We start from the raw sequence: 18,792 nt of genomic DNA, 5'->3' as shown, positions 1-18,792 counted from the left end.
GTGCGTCAAACGCTACCTCGCCCGACGGATCTACCGCACACTCAACGCCAACAGCCTCGAACCGTCGCTACGTTGACAACCATAGAAGAGTCGCTTAACTGCGACTCAGTTGGGTTAAAACAGCAACACATACGTTCCCCTAGGACAGTTCAGCCACCACCGAGTAGGTGCTTGAGTCACCTTGGATGGCCTGGCTCGGCTTGCCCTCCACGCCCACGGGAATGTCGCCCGCAATTGTCACACGGTTGAGCTTGCGCGGCTGGCCGTCGTAGTTGTCAGGTGCGTAGTGCTGCGTGATGCGGTTGTCGAAAAGGACCACCTGGTTCGGCTCCCAGTTCACCCGCACCACGTTCTCCGGACGCGTCACGTAAGCCTGCAGCAGGCGGATGATGTCCTTGGATTCCGTGTTGGACAAGCCCACAATCCGAAGCCGCTGCGCGAAGCCCCCAATGAACAATCCGCGCTCGCCGGTCAACGGGTGGACCCGCACCACGGGGTGGGCGGTTTCGAACTTCAGCCGGGTGAACTCCTTGCGGCGTTCCTCGGCATTGGCGTGCTCCAGGTTTTTGGGCACCGAGTAGTCATAATCGTTGGTGTGGATGGCCCACAACGTGTCCGCGAAGGTCCGGAGTTCGTCCGGCAAGTCCTGGTAGGCGCCCGCAGACGACGCGATGAGCGTTTCGCCCCCGTAGGCAGGAAGATCGATGCTCCGCAGCGTTGAAGCCTGCGGCGGGTTGACCACGAACGTGACATCGGTGTGCCAGTTGTTGGCCGAACCGTTCTCGCTGTCCACGGGAAGGACGTTCTCCTCACCCTCGACCGAGGCAACCGTGGGGTGCGCCTTGGTCAGCGGTCCGAAACGCGAAGCGAACTTCACCTGGGCTTCGTCGGTGAGGATGTTGGCCTCCCTGAACACCAAGGCCTTGTGTTCGTTCAGTGCCGCACGGATTTGGGCCACGGTGTCCTCGCTGAGGTGTCCGCTGATGTCCAGGCCGCGTATTTCGGCGCCGATGCGGGAGCCCAGCTTCTTGAACTCGAGCTTGGTTTCGGTGATGACGGTCATGCTTGTTCCTTACTGTTGGTTGATTTATCAGGGTGGTTTAGGAAGCGTCCGCGCCCACTGCGGTCCGCCAGCGGGAGAAGTGCCGCTCCAGGGCGACGAGGAGGAAGTTCACTCCCAGGCCCAGCAATGAGACGGTGAGGATGCCCGCGTACATGTCCGGGATCAGGAAGCTGCTTTGGGCGTTCACGATCAGGTAGCCGAGCCCTGCCTTTGCGCCTACCATCTCCGCGGCGATCAGCACCAGGATGGACGCTGTGCCCGCCATGCGGATACCGGTGAAGATGGTGGGAACCGCCGAGGGCAGGATGACCTTCTGGAAAAGCCGGAAGCTGTTCAGCCCCAGCGACCTCGCCGCCCGGATCAGCAACGGATCCACGGTTTTTACGCCCGCGATCGTATTGAGCAGCACCGGGAAAAACGCGGCATAGGCAACGATGCTGATCTTCGATTCCTCGCCGATCCCCAGCAGCAACGTGAAAACGGGGAGCAGGGCCAGCGCCGCAGTGTTGCGGAACAGCTCCAGCAGCGGATTCAGGACGGAGTTCAACTTTCCGTACCAGGCGATTAACAGCCCCAGCGCAACACCCGCCACCAGCGCCGCACCGAAACCGGCCACGGACCTGGTGAGGCTCGCTGCGATGTGGCCCTGAATCGTGCCCGCTTCGAAGAGCTTGCCCCACGCCAGGAGCACTTCATGGAGCGGCGGCAGGAAGACACGGGTGGACGGGCTGGCAAGGTACGTCGGGCCAAGCTCCCACAGGGCCAGGAAGGCCAGGATCGCCGCTGCTTTCCACACGGCGGAACCCGCCACGGAGGCGACCCGACGCACTGTGGCGCGGACCGGCGTCGTACGCTGTTCCTCCTGGGGGAGGGAACGTTCGACGGCGGCTGTTCTGTCAGGCGCGGAGGCTGCAGTTTCAGCCCGGGCCAAGGTGGTGGTCATCAGGCGGCGCTCCTTTCGGGAGTGGCGTTGGCAGGTTCGTCAGGTGCGCTGCCGTCGGGCAGGATCTTGCGGTGCCCGGCGTCCTGGGCGCGGCGGACTTCATCGTGCAGGAGGGTCCACACTTCGTGGCGATGCTCCACGAAGGCGGGGTTGGAGCGGATGTCGTCGTCGCCGTCGCGGTCCGGAATGTTGATGTCGACGATTTCCTTGAGCCGGCCGGGACGTGCGCTCAGGACGGCCACGCGCTGGCCGAGGTAGACGGCCTCGTCGATGCCGTGGGTGATGAACACGATCGTCTTGCCGGTCGCCTTCCAGATCCTGAGCAACTCGTCCTGCAACTGCTCGCGGGTCTGGGCGTCCAAAGCGGCGAAGGGTTCGTCCATGAGCAGGACGTCGGGCTCGTAGGCGAGGCTCCGGGCAATGGCCACACGCTGCTTCATGCCGCCGGACAGCTCATGAGGGTAACGGTCCTCGAACCCGGCCAGGCCAACAAGTGCCAGGTACTCCTTGGCTTTGGCGGCCCGTTCGCGGCGGTTCAGCTTTTTGCCGTCCGGCCCGGTGCCCTCAAGCCCGATCGACACATTGGCCGAAGCCGTCCGCCAAGGGAAGAGCGCGTATTGCTGGAATACCACTGCACGGTCCTTGCCCGGGCCCGTGACGGGTTTGCCGTCCACCAGGACCTCCCCGGAGGTCGGCGTGGACAGTCCGGCCAGCAGGTCCAGCAGAGTGGTCTTCCCGGAGCCGCTGGGGCCGACCAAGGTGAGGAATTCGCCGTCGCGAACGTCCAGGCTGAGCCCGTCGATGGCGGTGAGCCGGGTTGCCGCGGCACCCTTGGTTGCGCGGACAGTGAATTCCTTGGTGACGTTCTTGAGGCTGATTTTCGCTGTCATGACTATCCCTTCGTCGCGGGTTGGGCGGCGAACTCGTTGAACTGGTTCGTGTAGTACTTGGACGGCGTGAGCTGGCCCTTCACGATCCCCGAGGAGTTCAGCCAGCTTTCCCAGCGGGTGAAGTCCTCGTCCTTGATCACGCCGTTGTCCGGTACGCCCGGGCTCTTCCAGTACTTGAGGTTGGCTGTGCTTTCGTTGCGTCCGCGGCTCTCGATGATCTTGGTGAAGCGCGCGATGACTTCCTCACGCGGAGTTTCCGTAGCCCACTTGATGGCTTTGGCGATCGCCGTGGTGAATTCGCGTGTGGTGTTGGGGTTCTTCTCGATGAAGTCGTTGCGAAGCACGATCTGGCCCCCGGCGAACGTTCCGAACAGCTCGTAGTCGTTGAACAGGGAGCGCAGTCCGCCGGCTTCGATCGCGCGGTCCTGGAGGACCCCGCCGAGCGTCCCGGCATCCACCTGTCCCCGACGGATGGCTTCCTCGGTGTCATTTGGCGGCAACGGAACCAGTTGGACCTGCTTGATTTCGTCCGGGCTGAGGCCGTTCTTGGTCAAGTAGGTGTTGATGACCGCTTCGTGGTGGGCGCCCAAGGTGTTGACGGCGATCTTCTTGCCGATCAGGTCCCGCGGTTCCTTGATGTCGCTGTCAGCTTTCACGTAGTAGCCGCTGAAGTTCTTCTCGTCGGCGCCGTAGTAGTTCACGACGCCCTTGACGGGTGCCCCGGCTTCGATGAGTTTGGTGACGGCACCAGTGAAAGCACCCCCGAAGTCGGTCTGGTTGGTTGCTGCGGACTGGATATCCTGGGGCCCGCTGGTGGTGTTGCCCACCCACTTCAGCTTGACGTCGCCCAGGTAGCCCAAGTCCTCGGCGAGTTCGGGGAACGTGACTGTATTGGCCCAGCCCTGGTAGCGCAGTTCCTTGACCTCAGTGCCGCTTTGGTTCTCTTGGCCGGCTGTGGCTGCACCGCCGCAGCCGGTCACCGTCAGCGCTAGTACGACGGCGGCCGCGACGCTCAGCAGGGGCAGTTGCAGTTTCATGGGAGCTACTTTCGAGTGGTTGTGATGTGTTGGGGGGAGCCGGCTGCTTCAGCGGCTTGGGAATGATGTAAGCCCATCCCGACGGCGGGTGGAAAGTGCGGCGGTAACGCCCGGAAACGGTGCGAAACAGCGGGAAACGGGACGAAATCCGGGGTTACCGGGGGAAACAATGTCCCTGTGTTGAGCCCAGTGAAGAAGTGCGGCAGGTTCGTTGCCAATGACTGGCGCGTTCGGTCGTCGGCCAGTCATACTCCGCCCAGGGGAAAGTCATACGGCGTTTAGTTCGTATTGATCCTCACAACCGGGCGCAATTCTTGGCCTTGCGGGGCGCCGGGCGGATACGGTAGATACATGACGTCTAGCATCGCCGCCGAGTCCGTTCGGCCTACCCGCAATATTCCCGCCGATATCGCCCGTTCCTGGCTTCTTGTGAATGCCATGAAGACGGAACTTTTTGACGAATCAGCTGGATCACGGGCAGACGCGATCATCCTGGACATCGAAGACGCCGTAGACCCGTCCCAAAAGGACGCCGCACGCGAGAACGTCGTGAACTGGCTCGCCGGTGGCGGCCAGGCCTGGGTCCGCATCAACGATGCCACCAGCAAGTTCTGGGCCGATGACCTGGCGGGCCTGCGCGGCACTCCGGGCCTGCTCGGCGTCATGCTGGCCAAGACCGAATCCGCGGACCAGGTCACGGAGTCTTTCCACCGCATGGACGGCAAGACCCCCGTGATTCCGCTCGTGGAGTCGGCTCTCGGCATCGAGGAAGCCAACCACATCGCGCGTGCCCAGGGTGCTTTCCGTCTTGCCTTCGGTTCGGGTGACTTCCGCCGCGACACCGGTATGGCAGCCACCCCGGAAGCCATGGCCTACCCGCGTGCCAAGCTCGTCGTCGCGAGCCGCGTGGGTAACCTCCCGGGGCCCATCGACGGCCCCACCGTGGGTACCAACCACCCCATCCTGCGCGAGCAGACCGGCATCACGGTGACCATGGGCATGACCGGCAAGCTCTGCCTCGCCATCGATCAAACCACCGTCATCAACGAGGTCATCAGCCCCACGCCGTCTGACGTCGCATGGGCCACTGACTTCATGAACGACTTCGAAGCCAACGGCCGAGTCATCCGCGACGGCTCCGACCTCCCGCGCCTTGGCCGTGCGGAGAAGATCATGAAGCTCGCAGTGGCTTTCGGGGTGCAGCCCTCCCTGTAACCATGCTGGTTCATGGTGTGGCTTGGGACTCCCTGTCCCCGGCGTTGCGGCTTCATTCGGTCGACGGGGAATTCACGAATGTTGCGTTGGCCCAGGGTTCAGCCCTGGGCCTGCGCGTCATGCCCGGCCTCTGGTGTCTTGGCCATACCAAGGTCCACGGTCCTGGAGATCGCACCCATGTTCCGTGCAGGAGCGGTTTACCTGCGGAACGCGGGAAACAATGCGGGGCATGTTTCGCCAAGGACGATTCCCGGCTCATGCATGACTTCCACCGTGGAGGTTCCGTCCCTTCGGGGATGCGGGCGTACCTGATGCAGCCCCATTGGCTCTACGTCGCCACGTTCGCCAAGGGTGCCACCAAGGTTGGAACCGCCTCGTCCCAGCGCAAATGGAACCGCCTGGCCGAACAAGGTGCCGTCCACGCCTCCTATGTCGCCCATGCGGAGGATGGGAAAGTCGTGCGGATACTTGAGGATCTTGTGACGCGCGAGCTTGGGCTCGTGCAGCAAGTCCGTTCCGCCGCCAAGGCGGCGGCGCTCGTGGAGCCGCGACCCGCCGTCGAGCTTGTGTCCATCAACCGAGGTCACGCAGACCGGGTGCGTCGGCTACTGGATGGGCTCGCCATGACTGGATTTTCACTCGTGGAGGAGGAATGGGACCGGCCGGCTTTGGCTGATCCGCTCTGTTCCGTCCGCCCTGCCGGCGCGGTGCGACACCTGTATCCTGCAGCGTTCGACGGCGGCGGGCACGGCCTGCGGGTCCGGTCGCTGTCCGGGGCCATCGCCTTGGCCGGCCTTCCCGACGCTTCCGGCAACGACGTCGAGGGCAGCTTCGTTGCCGACCTGGGCTCGTTGAAGGGGCGAAGGATTGAGTTCGGCGAGCACGTCACAGAGATTCCTGCCCTTCAGGATTCCCTGTTCTAAGTTGTGGGGCCTGCTCCGGGATAGGGCCCACGCCGCCCGGGTTCCCTGCCCGGGCTTGTGAGGTTAGGGCGGCGGTAGGGGGCAAAGCGGGCCTCGCAATTCGGCCCCGGTAGACTTGAACGGTGCTGAACGAATTCTGGGCCACCGCTTCCACCGCCTACAAAGTGCTGGTCTTCAGCGCCATGGGGCTCATTGCCGTCGGGCTTATCCTCTCCATTGCCGGGAACACTTCCGGAAACCAAGGCTTGGCCATGGCATCGCTGCCCGTGATCGGCGTAGGGCTTCTGCTCCATGTGGGCGGGATAGTGGTTCGCGGCCAGCAAATCCGCAAGGGATACAAAAAGTAGCAGCATCCGCGGCACATCGCCCGCGGCGCCGATAGGGTTGAACCAGCCGATAGGGTTGGACCATGAGTATCAATCCGGACCTGCAGGGCCGAAGCTACCCTGCCGCAGAGGTATATGACGTCGGCCGTGAGAAAATCCGCGAGTTCGCGAAGGCCGTAAAGGCGGACAATCCAGCGCACTTCGACGTTGAAACGGCGCGCGCCCTTGGCCATAGCGACCTCGTTGCCCCACCGACGTTTGCGATCATCGTCGCCCAGCGTGCCGACGCGCAGCTCGTCGAGGATCCGGAGTCCGGCATCGACTTCTCCCGGGTCGTCCATGCCGACCAGCGCTTCACACACCACCGCGCGATCGTTGCCGGTGACAGGCTGGTTGCTGAGCTGCATGTGGACGGTGTCCGTGCCATGGGCGGTGGCGCAATGATCACGACCCGCTCCGAAATCTTCGCGCTCACTGGCACCGATGACCGCGAAAAAGTCGCCACCACCACCTCATCCATCCTGGTCCGCGGGGAGGGACAGTAGCCATGAGCCCGAAGTTCGAAGAACTGACCGTCGGCCAGGAAATTGGCTCCCGCAGCATTGAGGTCACCCGCCAGGACCTCGTGAAGTACGCCGGCGCGTCCGGCGACTTCAACCCGATCCACTGGAACGAGGCCTTTGCAACGTCCGTCGAGTTGCCCGGCGTCATCGCCCATGGGATGTTCACCATGGGTTCGGCAGTGCAGTTGGTGAGCGACTGGGCAGGCGACCCGGCCGCCGTCGTCGACTACCAGACGCGCTTCACCAAACCTGTCCTCGTTACTGACACCACCGGGACCGAAGAGCCGGGTGCCGTGATTGACGTTACCGGTGTTGTGGGAGCGCTCGACGCCGAAGCCGGCACCGCGCGCATCGACCTCACTGTCGTGGCCGCCGGACAGAAGGTCCTCATGAAATCCCAGGTGGTCGTGAAGGTCTCAGGAGCCAACTGAACACCTCCCAGCGGCGTGCCACTGCGTCTGAATTGTCGCGGTGGCGCGCCGCTGTTCTTGCTTCCCACGCCGCCAGCGGCATCGCATTTGCTACCGGGGCTGCTTGCTGAACACTTCGGCACCCTGCATTCCCAGCTGGCGCCGTTGGCGCTGCTGGTGATCAGCTTCTTCCTGGCCCCTGTGTCCGGGAAAGGGTCCTCGTCTCTGCACGCGGTCAAAGCCCGTTAGGCTTGATTGGTGACCCAGACGCTGCTTTCCGACCTGACCACAGCTGCCGTCGGCGGCCCCGCCGGCAACTATGTTGAGGCCCGCACCGAGGCTGAAATCATCGACGCCGTTCGCAAGGCTGATGCTGCAGGGGAAAAACTCCTGATTATTGGTGGCGGTTCCAACTTGTTGATTTCGGACGAAGGCTATTCCGGAACTGTCCTCAAGATCGCCTCCGAGGGCTTCACCGTCAACTCGGAGGACAGCTGCGGAGGCGTCTCCTTGGTAGTCCAGGCGGGCCATAATTGGGATGCCCTGGTGGAATACACCGTTCTGCACGCATGGTCCGGCCTGGAAGCGTTGTCCGGCATTCCCGGGGCAACCGGAGCCACGCCGGTACAAAACGTGGGCGCATACGGCGCCGAGGTAGCGCAAACCATTGCCGCCGTCCGAACATGGGACCGCCAACGCAACGCTGTGCAGACCTTCACGAATTCGGAACTGAAGTTCGGCTACCGTGATTCGATCCTCAAACAGACCACTGTTGAGGGCTCCCCTCGCTACGTTGTGCTGACTGTCGAATTCCAGTTGCCCCTTGGACGCATGAGTGCACCCATCCGCTACGCCGAGCTGGCCCGTGTGCTGGGCGTGGAGGTCGGAAGGCGTGCCTACTCCAACGATGTCCGACGCGAAGTACTCAGGCTCCGTGCATCCAAGGGCATGGTCCTGGATGCCTCGGACCGGGACACCTACTCCACGGGTTCGTTCTTTACCAACCCCATTGTCCCCACCGAGCGTGCGGACAAATTGCCGGACAATGCGCCGAGGTATCCGGCTGGAACGGACGGACTGGTGAAGCTCTCCGCGGCATGGTTGATCGACCAGGCAGGCTTCGGCAAGGGGTTCGGGCTCGAAGAATCGAGTGTTTCCGGTGGCAGGGCCTCATTGTCCACGAAACATACCCTCGCCATCACTAACCGTGGTTCTGCCTCGGCGGCAGATATAGTGGCTATCGCGCGCGAGGTACGCTCCGGCGTCGTGGATCGCTTTGGTATCGAACTGCATCCGGAACCGCTGCTCATCGGCGTGGCCCTCTAGGGTACCTACCGGGTCCGTCGCTCCGCGATCGGCAGCACCTTGTTCAGCAGCAGGAACGTCAGGCCGCAACTGACCGATCCCAACAGGAAGATCTGGCTAAAAGCGATGCTCTGAGGGGAAGGGCCACTGGGCATGAAGAGTCCCGCCGTGGCGAAGCCCACCAGGCCCAGCATCATCACGATGGAGCCCAGCAGGAAACTGCGTACCTGCGCTGCAGCTGCCGGATAGAACCACGGCTCGGGGGCGTCGTCGTCGCGATCCGCAACGGGCTGGCTGGCCGCAGCTGTCCCGATCAGCAGTGCGGCGGCGGCTGTCGCCACAAGGCCCACGGTTTGAATGCCTTGCATTGAGGGGGAGAGGCTTACGCCCGTGCCGACAGCGACGATCAGCCCGGATCCTAGCCCGACGGCGGTACACCACCAACCGGCGGCAGCCAACCACCGGCTGAGCGGCCGCACCAGCGGAGCAAGATCACCAAAAAGCATGTAGCTATCTTAGGAAAGGCTGCTGGAAAGCCGCTGGGAGGCGTTGCAACGTTCCCTGTGGCGGTAGTCGCTTCTAGGATGAAGCATGCCCACAGCTATTTCACCGAGGGTCATGGGACGCCTCCGACTTGCCAGCCAAGGCCTGCTCGGCGATGGCTTCGCCTCGATACCTGACGCCGTCCGCTGGATGACCGCAATGCAAGCGCAGGACCTTGGAATGGCTTTGTGGGCAGTAGGGCAGCGGGTGCGGGGAATAGCGGCCTCGGACGTACGCGCCGCAGTGAGTGCCGGCACGGTGGTTCGCTCATGGCCAATGCGTGGCACCCTGCACCTGGTGGCCCCCGAAGATCTCCGGTGGATTTTGGGCATTACCAGTGGGCGGCTCATGACGATGGTGGCGGGCCGCCACCGCGAACTTGGCATCACACCGGACGACATCAGCCACTGTCGTGACATTGCCCTCAAAGCCATGGAGTCCCTCGCAGCAGCCGGAAGCGGACCCGGCGCCACGCGCGAGCAGCTCTTCGCGGCCTTCGAAGAGGCCGGCCAGGCTACCAAGGCCCAACGCGGCATCCACATCCTCGGCAGCCTCTGCCAACGCGCGTGGTTCGTCCAGGGACCCATGGCCGGGAGCGGTGGAAAAGCAGGCGTACAGCAGCTGTTTGTTCCCTATGACGACTGGATCAAGGATTCCCGTGACCTGGACCGCGAGGAAGGCATCGCGGAGCTCCTGCTCCGGTACTTCCGCGGCCATGGGCCTGCCACCGTGAAGGACTTCGCGTGGTGGAGCCAAGTGCCCGTCACAGAAGTGCGCAAAGCGCTGGCATCCATCCGTGACCGCTTGGTGGAGCTGGAATACCGCGGCACCACTTATTGGCTCTCGCCGGAAACGGCTGCGATGCTCGACGACGGTGTTCCCGGCTCCCGCTCGCTGCTTGCACTTCCCGGGTTCGATGAGTTCCTGCTCGGGTACCAGGACAGGAGCCTCGTCCTCGCTCCCGAGCACGCGGAACGTGTGGTTCCGGGCAGGAACGGGGTGTTCAAGCGCATCATCGTGTCCGGGGGAGAAGTGGTAGGCACGTGGGCGAAGGCAGGAAACGGGAAGGGCCCGGGCGTTGTCCCGGAGCCGTTTGTTGGATCGCTCGGTCCTGCCGCGGAGCGTTCGTTCCAGGCACAGGGGCGCGCCTACGCGAAGTTCATGGCGGGCTGAGCGCCCGGTGAGTGCAGCTCAGAACATGGAAAACCCGCTGTTCCAGTGCCGGGCGGCAACGGAACAGCGGGTTAGCGACGGGCTTGGCGGAGGACGGGCTTAGAGTTTGCCCGTCACGATGTTCAGCATGCGGCGCAGCGGCTCGGCTGCACCCCACAGGAGCTGGTCGCCCACGGTGAAGGCGCTGATGTACTCCGGGCCCATCTCAAGCTTGCGGATACGGCCAACGGGGATGTCCAGCGTGCCGGATGCTGCCACGGGGGTGAGGTCGGCCATGGAGGCTTCCTTGGTGTTCGGAACCACCTTGGCCCACTCGTTGTCCTTGGCCAGGAGGTTCTCGATCTCCGTGACGGAAAGGTCTTCGCGGAGCTTGAGGGTCAGGGCCTGGGAGTGGGAGCGCATGGCGCCGATGCGGACGCAGAGCCCGTCCATGGCGATGTGGTCCTTGCCCGCGGTGCCCTTGCCGGTGCCGAGGATCTTGTTGGTTTCCACACCTGCCTTCCACTCTTCCTTGGACTGGCCGTTGCCGAGGTCGGCATCGATCCAAGGAATCAGTGAACCGGCCAGCGGCACGCCGAACTGGGTGGCGTCAACGCCGTTGCGCTGGGCAGCGAGCACCTTGTGGTCGATTTCAAGGATGGCTGACGCAGGATCGTCGAGTTCGCTGCTGACCTCGTTGTTGAGCGTGCCGAACTGGTTCAGGAGCTCGCGCATGTGGCGGGCGCCGCCGCCGGAAGCAGCCTGGTAGGTCATGGATGTGCCCCACTCCACCAGGTTGTTCTTGAAAAGGCCGCCGAGGCCCATGAGCATGCAGGAGACCGTACAGTTGCCGCCGATGAAGTCCTTGACTCCACCGGAGAGGCCGGCGTCGATGACGTCGCGGTTGATGGGGTCCAGCACGATGATTGAATCGTCATTCATGCGAAGGGTGGAGGCGGCATCGATCCACAGGCCGTCCCAGCCGCGGCTGCGGAGTTCGCCGTGGACCTGCTTGGTGTAGTCGCCGCCCTGGGCGGTGACAATAATCGGCAGCTTGGCAAGCGTCTCAATATCGAACGCGTCCTCGAGCTTGCCGGCCCCATCAGCAAAGGACGGGGCGGCACCTCCTGCGTTCGAGGTGGAGAAAAATACCGGGTTGATGGTGGCGAAGTCATTCTCTTCCTGCATGCGCTGCATCAGGACGGAGCCGACCATGCCACGCCAACCGACCAGTCCAACGGACGGATTAGCTGCTGTAGTCATTCATCCAGTCTAAACTTTGGACGCCAAACACCGCTGTCGGTTACGTCACGCACGCAAAGTACGACGCCGGCACTTGGCACCGGCGGCAGGCTCGCCGGACGCGGGACTACAGTCCGGCGTCGTGCTCCTGCAGCAAAGCAGCCTTGCGCTTGCGCAAGGCGAAGAACGCACCGAACGTGAACACCTGGGTCACGACCACCAGGACAATGATGCCCACGATCTTGTTCCCGCCCAGGATCATCGTGAGGCCCACGATTGCCGAGATCAGGGCGAAGAGCGGCAGCAACATGTAGCCCAGCACAAACAGGGTTTCGGGTTTCTTGAGCATTTCCAGCATGTCCTAGTTTTCTAGCTTTCGGTCCGGCGCCACGTAGTGAACCGGTAGTTTGTGCCGTTGTCGGCGGTGAGCCATCCGTCCGCGGGGGCCATGGTGTCGAAGGCCCAATCGTCGCCGAGTTCGGGGGCGAAGGTGTCGCCGTCCAGGTCGGCGTCAATGATGGTGATGACGGCGATGTTGGCGATGCCCATGGATTGTTCGAAGATCTCGCCGCCGCCGATGATCCACACCTTTTGGCCGCCGGGTGCGAACTGCGATTCCAGCAAGGCGGCGTCCAACGAGGACACCACGACGGCGCCCTCGGCCTCGGGGGTGGACGCCCAATCCTGGTTCCGCGTGACCACGATGTTGGTGCGCCCCGGCAGCGGCCGGTACTTGTCCGGGAACGATTCCCAGGTCTTACGGCCCATGATGACGGGGTGGCCGGTGGTGAGTTTGCTGAAGTGCTTCAAATCCTCGGGAAGGTGCCACGGCATGCTGCCGTCCTTGCCGATGACTCCGGCTTTCGTCTGGGCCCAGATCAGGCCGATGCCGGTCATGGCCGCGGCGGTCTCCTGCGTGAAGATCAGGCCGGGAAGCTGGACGTTTGCCTCATCGGATGAAGTGTTCATACGGCGATCGGCGCCTTGATGGTGGCGTGGTGGCGATAGTCCACAACCTCGAAGTCTTCCACGGTGTAATCGAAGATCGAGTCCGGCTTGCGGAGGATCTTGAGCTGCGGGTAGTCATACGGCTCGCGGCTGAGCTGTTCGGTCACCTGTTCCACGTGGTTGTCGTAGATGTGGACGTCGCCGCCGGTCCACACAAATTCGCCCGGTTCCAGCCCCAGCTGCTGCGCCACCATGCACGTGAGCAGCGCGTAGGAGGCGATGTTGAAGGGCACGCCCAGGAAGGTATCGGCCGAACGCTGGTACAGCTGGCAGGACAGTTTGCCGTCCGCAACGTAGAACTGGAAGAACGCGTGGCACGGTGGCAGCGCCATGTCCTTGAGCTCGGAGACGTTCCACGCGGACACGATGTGCCGGCGGGAGTCGGGATTGGCTGCGAGGCTCTTCATGACCTCGGCGATCTGGTCGATGTGTCCGCCGTCGGGCGTGGGCCAGGTGCGCCACTGGACCCCGTACACGGGGCCGAGTTCGCCATCGGCGTCCGCCCATTCATCCCAGATGGTGACGCCTTGGTCCTGCATCCACTTCACGTTCGAGTCGCCGCGCAGGAACCACAGCAGTTCCACCGCCACGGACTTGAAATGGACACGCTTGGTGGTGATGAGCGGGAAGCTTTTGCCCAGGTCGAAGCGCAGTTGTCGCCCGAAGACGCTCCGCGTTCCCGTCCCGGTGCGGTCCGATTTGTGCGTGCCATTCGCCATGACGTCACGCAGAAGGTCTTCATAGGGGGTGGGAATGCTCACGGGTCAAGCTTACTTGCCAGCCGGCCACGAAGCAGGTCAAGCAGGGTTCCATCGCTCACACCCGCGTCGCGGGCGGTCTGTATCAAGCCGTCGACGGCGGCCATCACCGCAGCGTCCGCCCAAACCGTGCCGTGCGGCACGGCAGGCGGCCCGACGACGAGAGTCCCGTTCCGGCGTCGTGTTTCAATCAGCCCGGACTGCTCGAGTTCCTTGTATGCGCGCGCTACTGTCCCCGCAGCGATGCCAAGATCAGCCGCAAGGCTGCGGACCGTGGGCAGGCGGCTGCCGGGTTGGAGGGTTCCTACAAGGATCAGGGAGCTGAGCTGCTGCCTGATCTGCTCATAGGGCGGAACCGGATCCGCGAGGTTGACGGAGATTCCGGCACTCATGGCGACGGTTCGGCCTGCGTCAGCGAACTGTCCCGGGGGATAGCGCTGAAAAGGCTGCGGACAGGTGTGACAGCCGTGATGACGGCAGCGACGGCAAGGATGATCCCTGCGATGAAGGCGGGACTTGGTCCCAGAGGGGACGCTCCCGGGGTGGTCGGGAAGATCCGGTACCAGGCATCCGAGGAGGTGATCAGGAGGACGGCTGCCTGGCCGAGGCAGTATGCCGACAAGATCCGGACGATCCGGTACAGGGCAATGGAACGGAGGGCGGCATCAAGACCCGCTTCATGCTCCCGTTCGGGAATGCCGGGCCGCAATCGCGTGGCAAGTATCGCCACCGCCGCCGCCAAAGCCGTGGAGGCAGCTGCGGCGAGGGAAACCAACCAGAGCCGGGGTCCGAATTGTGCATGTGGTCCGGATTGTCCTGCTGCCGAAAAACTGATTGCCAAGGCCAAGAACAAAACGCTGACGATGCCGAAGGACAGCAGACCATTGGATACGGGCTGCACGGGCCAATGCACCGGCGCCTCCGGATCTCCGTAGTTGCGGCCCACAAGGACCTCCCCGCCGGCGACCGCCAAAAGGAGCACCCCTGCCGTTGCAGCGAACAATCCGGCAAGGCTGGAAGGTGACCGGGTGAAGTCCAGTAACGGCGCAAGAAAGAATCCCGCCGCCAATGCGATGCCGCCAATCAACCCCAGAACCGCGCCCAAGGAAACCGTGAGCCTGGCTGCCCCGTGGGTGCGGGGATCAGCACGGAGGGTACTGCCACTGATAGTCCGCCGGGCTTTTTCCAGGGATGGTAGCGATGGTACTTTCCACCACCACATGACCAGCAGGACTGCCATATTGACGAAACCGAGGTAGCTGACCCAACCGGGTTGCCACAGGGCGCCGGGTGCAGGCAGCGCCGCGAAGTTGCCGGCGATTGTTGCGAGTCCTGCCGCCATGGTGGCGACGGTTCGCAGCAGACGGTTGGCGGCGATGGTGCGAAGCATACGGTTGTCGTCGCCGTCCAGTGTTTCCAATTGGCGTCGCCGGGAAATGAAGATCAGTACCAGCCACGTTCCGAGAACCAGGACTAACAAGGAGGCGCCGAGCCATGCAGCAAGCTCGGAACCGGCAATCCTGCCGTCCTGTCCGTAGCCCGCGTTGTTGCCGGGGCCGACCGCCGATGGGGGAGTCGAGGGCAAGACAGGTGCGTAGGCGGGCAAGGCAGCGATCCATGCGATGGCCACAGCCGCGTAGGCAGCGATACCCGCGGTGGTCCAGGCAAGTCTGCGCGGAAGGACATCAAGGACGCGGCGCACGGTGAGTTCGGCGTACCTGCGCTGCGCCTTGGGCGCAGGGTAGCTCGATTGGCCCAACGCATGAATGGTCAGGGTTGCCAGGACGGGCCAGGCGAAGGCGATGAACAGCTGGTCAGGCGTGCTTGGCGAGTTGTTTACCGCGGGGTTTGCCCGGATGATCCCCGCACTCATCGCACCTTGCAGGGAACTGGCCATCCACCCGATGATTCCCACCCACAGGCCGTGTGACTCCACAGACGTGGCATCGGGTCTGGACCAGACCAGGAGACGCAGGAAGAGGTAAACAATGATCGCGCCTGCCACCGGAGCGAGCAGCAGCATCGGTGGCAAAGAGAAGGACACCACGGAAGACCCCCAAGTCTTTGAATCAATGTGTCAAGTATTTGATACAAAGACCCGGGTGGTCAACCTCACGGTCCTAGTCGTCGTACGGTTTGATCTGCTCCACGGCGATAACTTTTCGCTCGGCCCCCCGTGCAACGTGGCACACGATGACCTCGCCCGGGGAAAGGTACGGGTCGGAGGAAGGAAGCGTGTCGCGCAGGGCGGCCGACATGTGCTGGCCCAACTGTTTGAGGACCGTCGGCAGTGCAGGGCGGTGCGTGCATGCCGCGATGGGCACTTGTTTGTCGAACAACGCCTCAATGGCTGCCGCTGTCTTTTTGGGTGCCCGGTGATGGTTGTGCTCGGTCAGGGCTTCAACAAGTTTGACCTTTGCCCCGCTTGCTTTTGCATACGGTGCAATGGTGGCTACGCAGCGGGTCCAGGGGCTGGTCACGATCCTTTGCGGTTTCCACACCTCAAGGAGTCGTTGGACGGCAACAGCCTGTCGCTGCCCCGTGGCTGCCAAGGGCCGGTCGCCCTCCGCCTTGGTCCAAGAGGATCTGGGCTTGGCCTTGGCATGGCGGATCAGCACAAGCGGCCAGGTATCCAGTTCCCCGCGGACGTGGGCCTTCTCCAAGAACTCGAGGGGCTCCACATCCGTGGGGTTGCTCAAGAATGCCGCGGCACGATCCGGACTGCACCACATGACGCTGTCCACCTCCTTGCCGTCGGGACGGAGTTGATCCCCGTTGACCCGAACAGCCCAGTAGTGGACGACCTTCAAGCCAGCGGCCACGTGGTAGTGGATGGAGGGCAGCGGAATGCCCAGCGAGGCTGTAAGCCCAATCTCTTCCCGAACTTCACGTGCGGCGCATTCCGGAACTGTCTCGCCGTCGTCGAGTTTGCCTTTGGGCCACGACCAATCGTCGTACCGTGGCCGGTGGATCAGCAGGACCTCGAGGGCGCCCTTTTGGACGCGCCAAGGGATGGCGCCGGCCGCAGTGACCGCCACTGCCTCTCCGGGGTGGTCCGTCTGATCCGCCACGGGGGTATCGCTTTTCAACTCTTTCCTTTACCGCCGGGCCGCTGCGCGCTGGCGTGACCGTGAAGCCAGAAGCCAGGACTGCATGTCCAGCAGGGGTTTGCCGTCCTCGTCGAGATGGTGCCGGGTCCAGTGTCCACTGTTATCAAGGTGCCAGCTGGCGGTCTCGTCGTCCACATACCGGTTCATCAGGTCCAGGACCGTGGCTGTATCTTCCTTGCTGGCCAACTGGACCAGGGCTTCCACCCGGCGGTCGAGGTTACGGTGCATCATGTCAGCGGAACCGATGTAGACCACAGGCTCGCCACCGTTGGCAAAGGCAAAGACGCGGGAGTGTTCCAGGAACCGCCCCAGGACGGAACGGACCGTGATGTTTTCGCTGAGCCCCGGGACCCCGGGCCTCAAGGAACAGATGCCGCGAACCACGACGTCAACCTTCACGCCTGCCTGCGAGGCGCGGTAGAGGGCGTCGATGATGGCTTCATCCACCATGGAATTGACCTTGATCTGGACCCGCCCGGGAATGCCGGCCCGGGCATTGCGGATCTCGGCCTCGATCCTGTCCACCAGGCCGGAACGCACTGAACGGGGGGCAACGAGCAGCCTCTTGAACGTGGACTTGGGGGCGTAACCGGAAAGCTGGTTGAACAGCTTGGACAGGTCCTCGCCTACTTGCTCATTGGCGGTCAACAAACCGAGGTCCTCGTAGTAACGGGCAGTTCGCGGGTGGTAGTTGCCCGTACCGATGTGGCAGTACCGGCGCAGCCCGTCTACTTCCTGGCGAACCACCAAGGACAACTTGCAGTGGGTCTTCAGGCCCACGATGCCGTACACCACGTGCACGCCTGCCTGCTCCAGCTTGCGCGCCCAGGAGATGTTGGCCTGCTCATCAAAACGTGCCTTGATTTCCACCAGGGCGAGAACCTGTTTGCCCGCCTCGGCAGCATCGATGAGGGCATCAACGATGGGGGAGTCACCGGATGTACGGTACAGGGTCTGCTTGATGGCCTGGACCTTGGGGTCGGCCGCGGCCTGCTCAAGGAACGCCTGAACGGACGTCGAGAACGAATCGTAGGGGTGGTGGAGCAGGATGTCCCGGCGACGCATGGCGGCAAAGACATTGGCCGCCTTGGAAGTTTCGGATTCGTTGAGGTACCGCGACGTGTGCGGCACGTGCTTGGGGTAATGCAGGTCTGCGCGGTCGATGCCGCCGATCGCCGAGAGCCCCCGGAGGTCCAGCGGAGCGGGAACCGAGTAGACCTCGGACTCTTCAACCCCAAGTTCCCGAACCAGCAGTGCCCTGATGTTCGGGTTGATGTCGGTGGTGACTTCCAAGCGCACCGGAGGACCGAAACGGCGACGCAGCAGTTCCTTTTCCAGCGCCTGGAGGAGGTTTTCGGCGTCGTCTTCTTCTACTTCGAGGTCCTCGTTCCGCGTGACGCGGAACGTGTGGTGTTCCAGCACTTCCATGCCCGGGAACAGCTTGTCCAAGTGGACGGCGATGACTTCTTCCAAAGCGATGAAGCGTGCCACGCGGCCCGGAATGGCTCCGGCCCTCGGGCCGTCCACCGAGATGAGGCGCGGCAGCTGGTCCGGAACCTTTACGCGGGCGAAGAGTTCCTTGTCGCTGACAGGGTTGCTGACGATCACCGCGAGGTTGAGGGAAAGCCCGGAGATGTAGGGGAAGGGGTGCGCAGGGTCCACGGCCAGCGGCGTGAGGATCGGGAAGACCTTCTCCTGGAACATGGTGCTCAGGCGGTGGCGGGCGTCCTCATCCAGTTCGTTCCAGTGCATGATGTGGATGTGCTCGTAGGCGAGGGCGGGCCGGATCTGCTCGGCGAAGACACGGGCATGGCGTTCCTGCAGTTTGTGGGCTTCCTCGCTGATCTGCTCCAGCACCTCGATAGGGCTCAGACCGGCAGGGGAAGGGACAGCGAGGCCCGTAGCGATGCGGCGCTTGAGGCCGGCGACCCGGACCATGAAGAACTCGTCCAGGTTGGAAGCAAAGATCGAGAGGAAGTTCACGCGCTCCAGGAGAAAGAGGTCGGGATCCTCTGCCAGTTCCAGGACGCGGGAATTGAATGCCAGCCAGCTGAGTTCGCGGTCAAGGAAGCGATCGGGTGAAATGTCGCCTTCAGGTTCCAGGCTCGGTGCAAATTCGGGAATGTCAATGCGGTCCTGGGTGGCTCGCGAAGCCGGTACTTCCGAGGACCCGAAGCGTGCGGGCAGCGTTGCGCCCTTCGAGGTGGATCCGGCGGTACCGACGGGGTCCGGCTGCATGGGGTTCTCCTAAGCTCGGGACGGGGGTTTCCTCCCACATTACAAGGAATTGAGGTACCCGAATCC

The 18,792-nt window shown here is 63.3% G+C and carries 20 protein-coding genes; 7 read left to right on the top strand and 13 right to left on the bottom strand.

Annotation, left to right across the window (positions count from 1 at the left end; genetic code table 11):
* Positions 1-139: 139 nt before the first annotated feature.
* From AB0N65_RS08315 to AB0N65_RS08300, 4 genes are read right to left on the bottom strand one after another with little or no spacing between them, the layout of a single operon-like run.
* On the bottom strand, positions 140-1,063 hold the full coding sequence (locus AB0N65_RS08315) for a TauD/TfdA family dioxygenase (RefSeq protein WP_364159995.1): 924 nt from the start codon (positions 1,061-1,063) through the stop codon (positions 140-142).
* Positions 1,064-1,100: 37 nt separating this feature from the next.
* A complete protein-coding gene (locus AB0N65_RS08310; protein WP_364159993.1) occupies positions 1,101-2,006 on the bottom strand; it encodes an ABC transporter permease in 906 nt (301 codons plus the stop codon).
* Positions 2,006-2,896 carry an ABC transporter ATP-binding protein gene (locus tag AB0N65_RS08305; RefSeq protein WP_364159991.1) on the bottom strand — a complete coding sequence of 297 codons (891 nt, stop codon included), beginning with the start codon at positions 2,894-2,896 and terminating at the stop codon, positions 2,006-2,008. The genes AB0N65_RS08310 and AB0N65_RS08305 overlap by 1 nt, the downstream gene beginning before the upstream one ends.
* A gap of 2 nt (positions 2,897-2,898) precedes the next feature.
* On the bottom strand, positions 2,899-3,933 hold the full coding sequence (locus AB0N65_RS08300) for an ABC transporter substrate-binding protein (RefSeq protein ID WP_364159989.1): 1,035 nt from the start codon (positions 3,931-3,933) through the stop codon (positions 2,899-2,901).
* A gap of 351 nt (positions 3,934-4,284) precedes the next feature.
* On the opposite strand from AB0N65_RS08300, the gene AB0N65_RS08295 reads away from it, so the two are divergent.
* From AB0N65_RS08295 to AB0N65_RS08270, 6 genes are all read left to right on the top strand, one after another.
* Entirely contained in the window at positions 4,285-5,148 is an 864-nt protein-coding gene (locus AB0N65_RS08295) for a CoA ester lyase (RefSeq protein WP_364159987.1), read from the top strand.
* Between the two features lie 257 nt (positions 5,149-5,405).
* Complete coding sequence (locus AB0N65_RS08290) at positions 5,406-6,071, top strand: DUF2797 domain-containing protein (protein ID WP_364159985.1); 666 nt, start codon at positions 5,406-5,408, stop codon at positions 6,069-6,071.
* Between the two features lie 122 nt (positions 6,072-6,193).
* A complete protein-coding gene (locus tag AB0N65_RS08285; protein ID WP_364159983.1) occupies positions 6,194-6,418 on the top strand; it encodes a DUF3188 domain-containing protein in 225 nt (74 codons plus the stop codon).
* Between the two features lie 62 nt (positions 6,419-6,480).
* Entirely contained in the window at positions 6,481-6,942 is a 462-nt protein-coding gene (locus AB0N65_RS08280; RefSeq protein WP_364159981.1) for a MaoC family dehydratase N-terminal domain-containing protein, read from the top strand.
* 2 nt (positions 6,943-6,944) lie between these two features.
* A complete protein-coding gene (locus AB0N65_RS08275; RefSeq protein ID WP_364159979.1) occupies positions 6,945-7,391 on the top strand; it encodes a MaoC family dehydratase in 447 nt (148 codons plus the stop codon).
* 237 nt (positions 7,392-7,628) lie between these two features.
* Positions 7,629-8,696, top strand: a complete 1,068-nt coding sequence (locus AB0N65_RS08270) for a UDP-N-acetylmuramate dehydrogenase (protein WP_364159977.1) — start codon at positions 7,629-7,631, stop codon at positions 8,694-8,696.
* 5 nt (positions 8,697-8,701) lie between these two features.
* On the opposite strand, the gene AB0N65_RS08265 is transcribed toward AB0N65_RS08270, so the two are convergent.
* Positions 8,702-9,181: a hypothetical protein gene (locus AB0N65_RS08265; protein ID WP_364159975.1), complete on the bottom strand. Its 480-nt coding sequence runs from the start codon at positions 9,179-9,181 to the stop codon at positions 8,702-8,704.
* Between the two features lie 85 nt (positions 9,182-9,266).
* On the opposite strand from AB0N65_RS08265, the gene AB0N65_RS08260 reads away from it, so the two are divergent.
* A complete protein-coding gene (locus tag AB0N65_RS08260) occupies positions 9,267-10,391 on the top strand; it encodes a winged helix DNA-binding domain-containing protein (RefSeq protein WP_364159973.1) in 1,125 nt (374 codons plus the stop codon).
* A 99-nt stretch (positions 10,392-10,490) separates the two neighbouring features.
* Here AB0N65_RS08260 and asd read toward each other — a convergent pair whose 3' ends face one another.
* From asd to AB0N65_RS08220, 8 genes are all read right to left on the bottom strand, one after another.
* The gene (asd, locus tag AB0N65_RS08255; protein ID WP_364159971.1) at positions 10,491-11,633 is read right to left on the bottom strand and encodes an aspartate-semialdehyde dehydrogenase; all 1,143 of its coding nucleotides are present in this window, start codon (positions 11,631-11,633) and stop codon (positions 10,491-10,493) included.
* A 106-nt stretch (positions 11,634-11,739) separates the two neighbouring features.
* Positions 11,740-11,961 carry an NF038396 family protein gene (locus tag AB0N65_RS08250; RefSeq protein ID WP_364160011.1) on the bottom strand — a complete coding sequence of 74 codons (222 nt, stop codon included), beginning with the start codon at positions 11,959-11,961 and terminating at the stop codon, positions 11,740-11,742.
* Between the two features lie 20 nt (positions 11,962-11,981).
* Positions 11,982-12,581: a dihydrofolate reductase gene (locus tag AB0N65_RS08245; RefSeq protein WP_364159969.1), complete on the bottom strand. Its 600-nt coding sequence runs from the start codon at positions 12,579-12,581 to the stop codon at positions 11,982-11,984.
* Positions 12,578-13,381: a thymidylate synthase gene (locus AB0N65_RS08240; protein ID WP_364159967.1), complete on the bottom strand. Its 804-nt coding sequence runs from the start codon at positions 13,379-13,381 to the stop codon at positions 12,578-12,580. Before AB0N65_RS08240 ends, AB0N65_RS08245 begins: the two co-directional genes overlap by 4 nt.
* Positions 13,378-13,770 (bottom strand): GntR family transcriptional regulator, encoded by a 393-nt coding sequence (locus AB0N65_RS08235; protein ID WP_364159965.1) that lies wholly within the window; start codon positions 13,768-13,770, stop codon positions 13,378-13,380. The genes AB0N65_RS08240 and AB0N65_RS08235 overlap by 4 nt, the downstream gene beginning before the upstream one ends.
* Positions 13,767-15,425 (bottom strand): hypothetical protein, encoded by a 1,659-nt coding sequence (locus AB0N65_RS08230; RefSeq protein WP_364159963.1) that lies wholly within the window; start codon positions 15,423-15,425, stop codon positions 13,767-13,769. Before AB0N65_RS08230 ends, AB0N65_RS08235 begins: the two co-directional genes overlap by 4 nt.
* A 73-nt stretch (positions 15,426-15,498) precedes the next feature.
* Positions 15,499-16,467 (bottom strand): NUDIX hydrolase, encoded by a 969-nt coding sequence (locus tag AB0N65_RS08225; RefSeq protein WP_364159961.1) that lies wholly within the window; start codon positions 16,465-16,467, stop codon positions 15,499-15,501.
* Between the two features lie 9 nt (positions 16,468-16,476).
* Entirely contained in the window at positions 16,477-18,726 is a 2,250-nt protein-coding gene (locus AB0N65_RS08220; protein ID WP_364159959.1) for an RNA degradosome polyphosphate kinase, read from the bottom strand.
* Between the last annotated feature and the right edge of the window lie 66 nt (positions 18,727-18,792).

The sequence above is a fragment of the Paenarthrobacter sp. NPDC089322 genome, from assembly GCF_040684895.1.
Taxonomy (GTDB): Bacteria; Actinomycetota; Actinomycetes; order Actinomycetales; family Micrococcaceae; genus Arthrobacter.
This window is presented reverse-complemented; position numbering and strand designations above follow the sequence as displayed.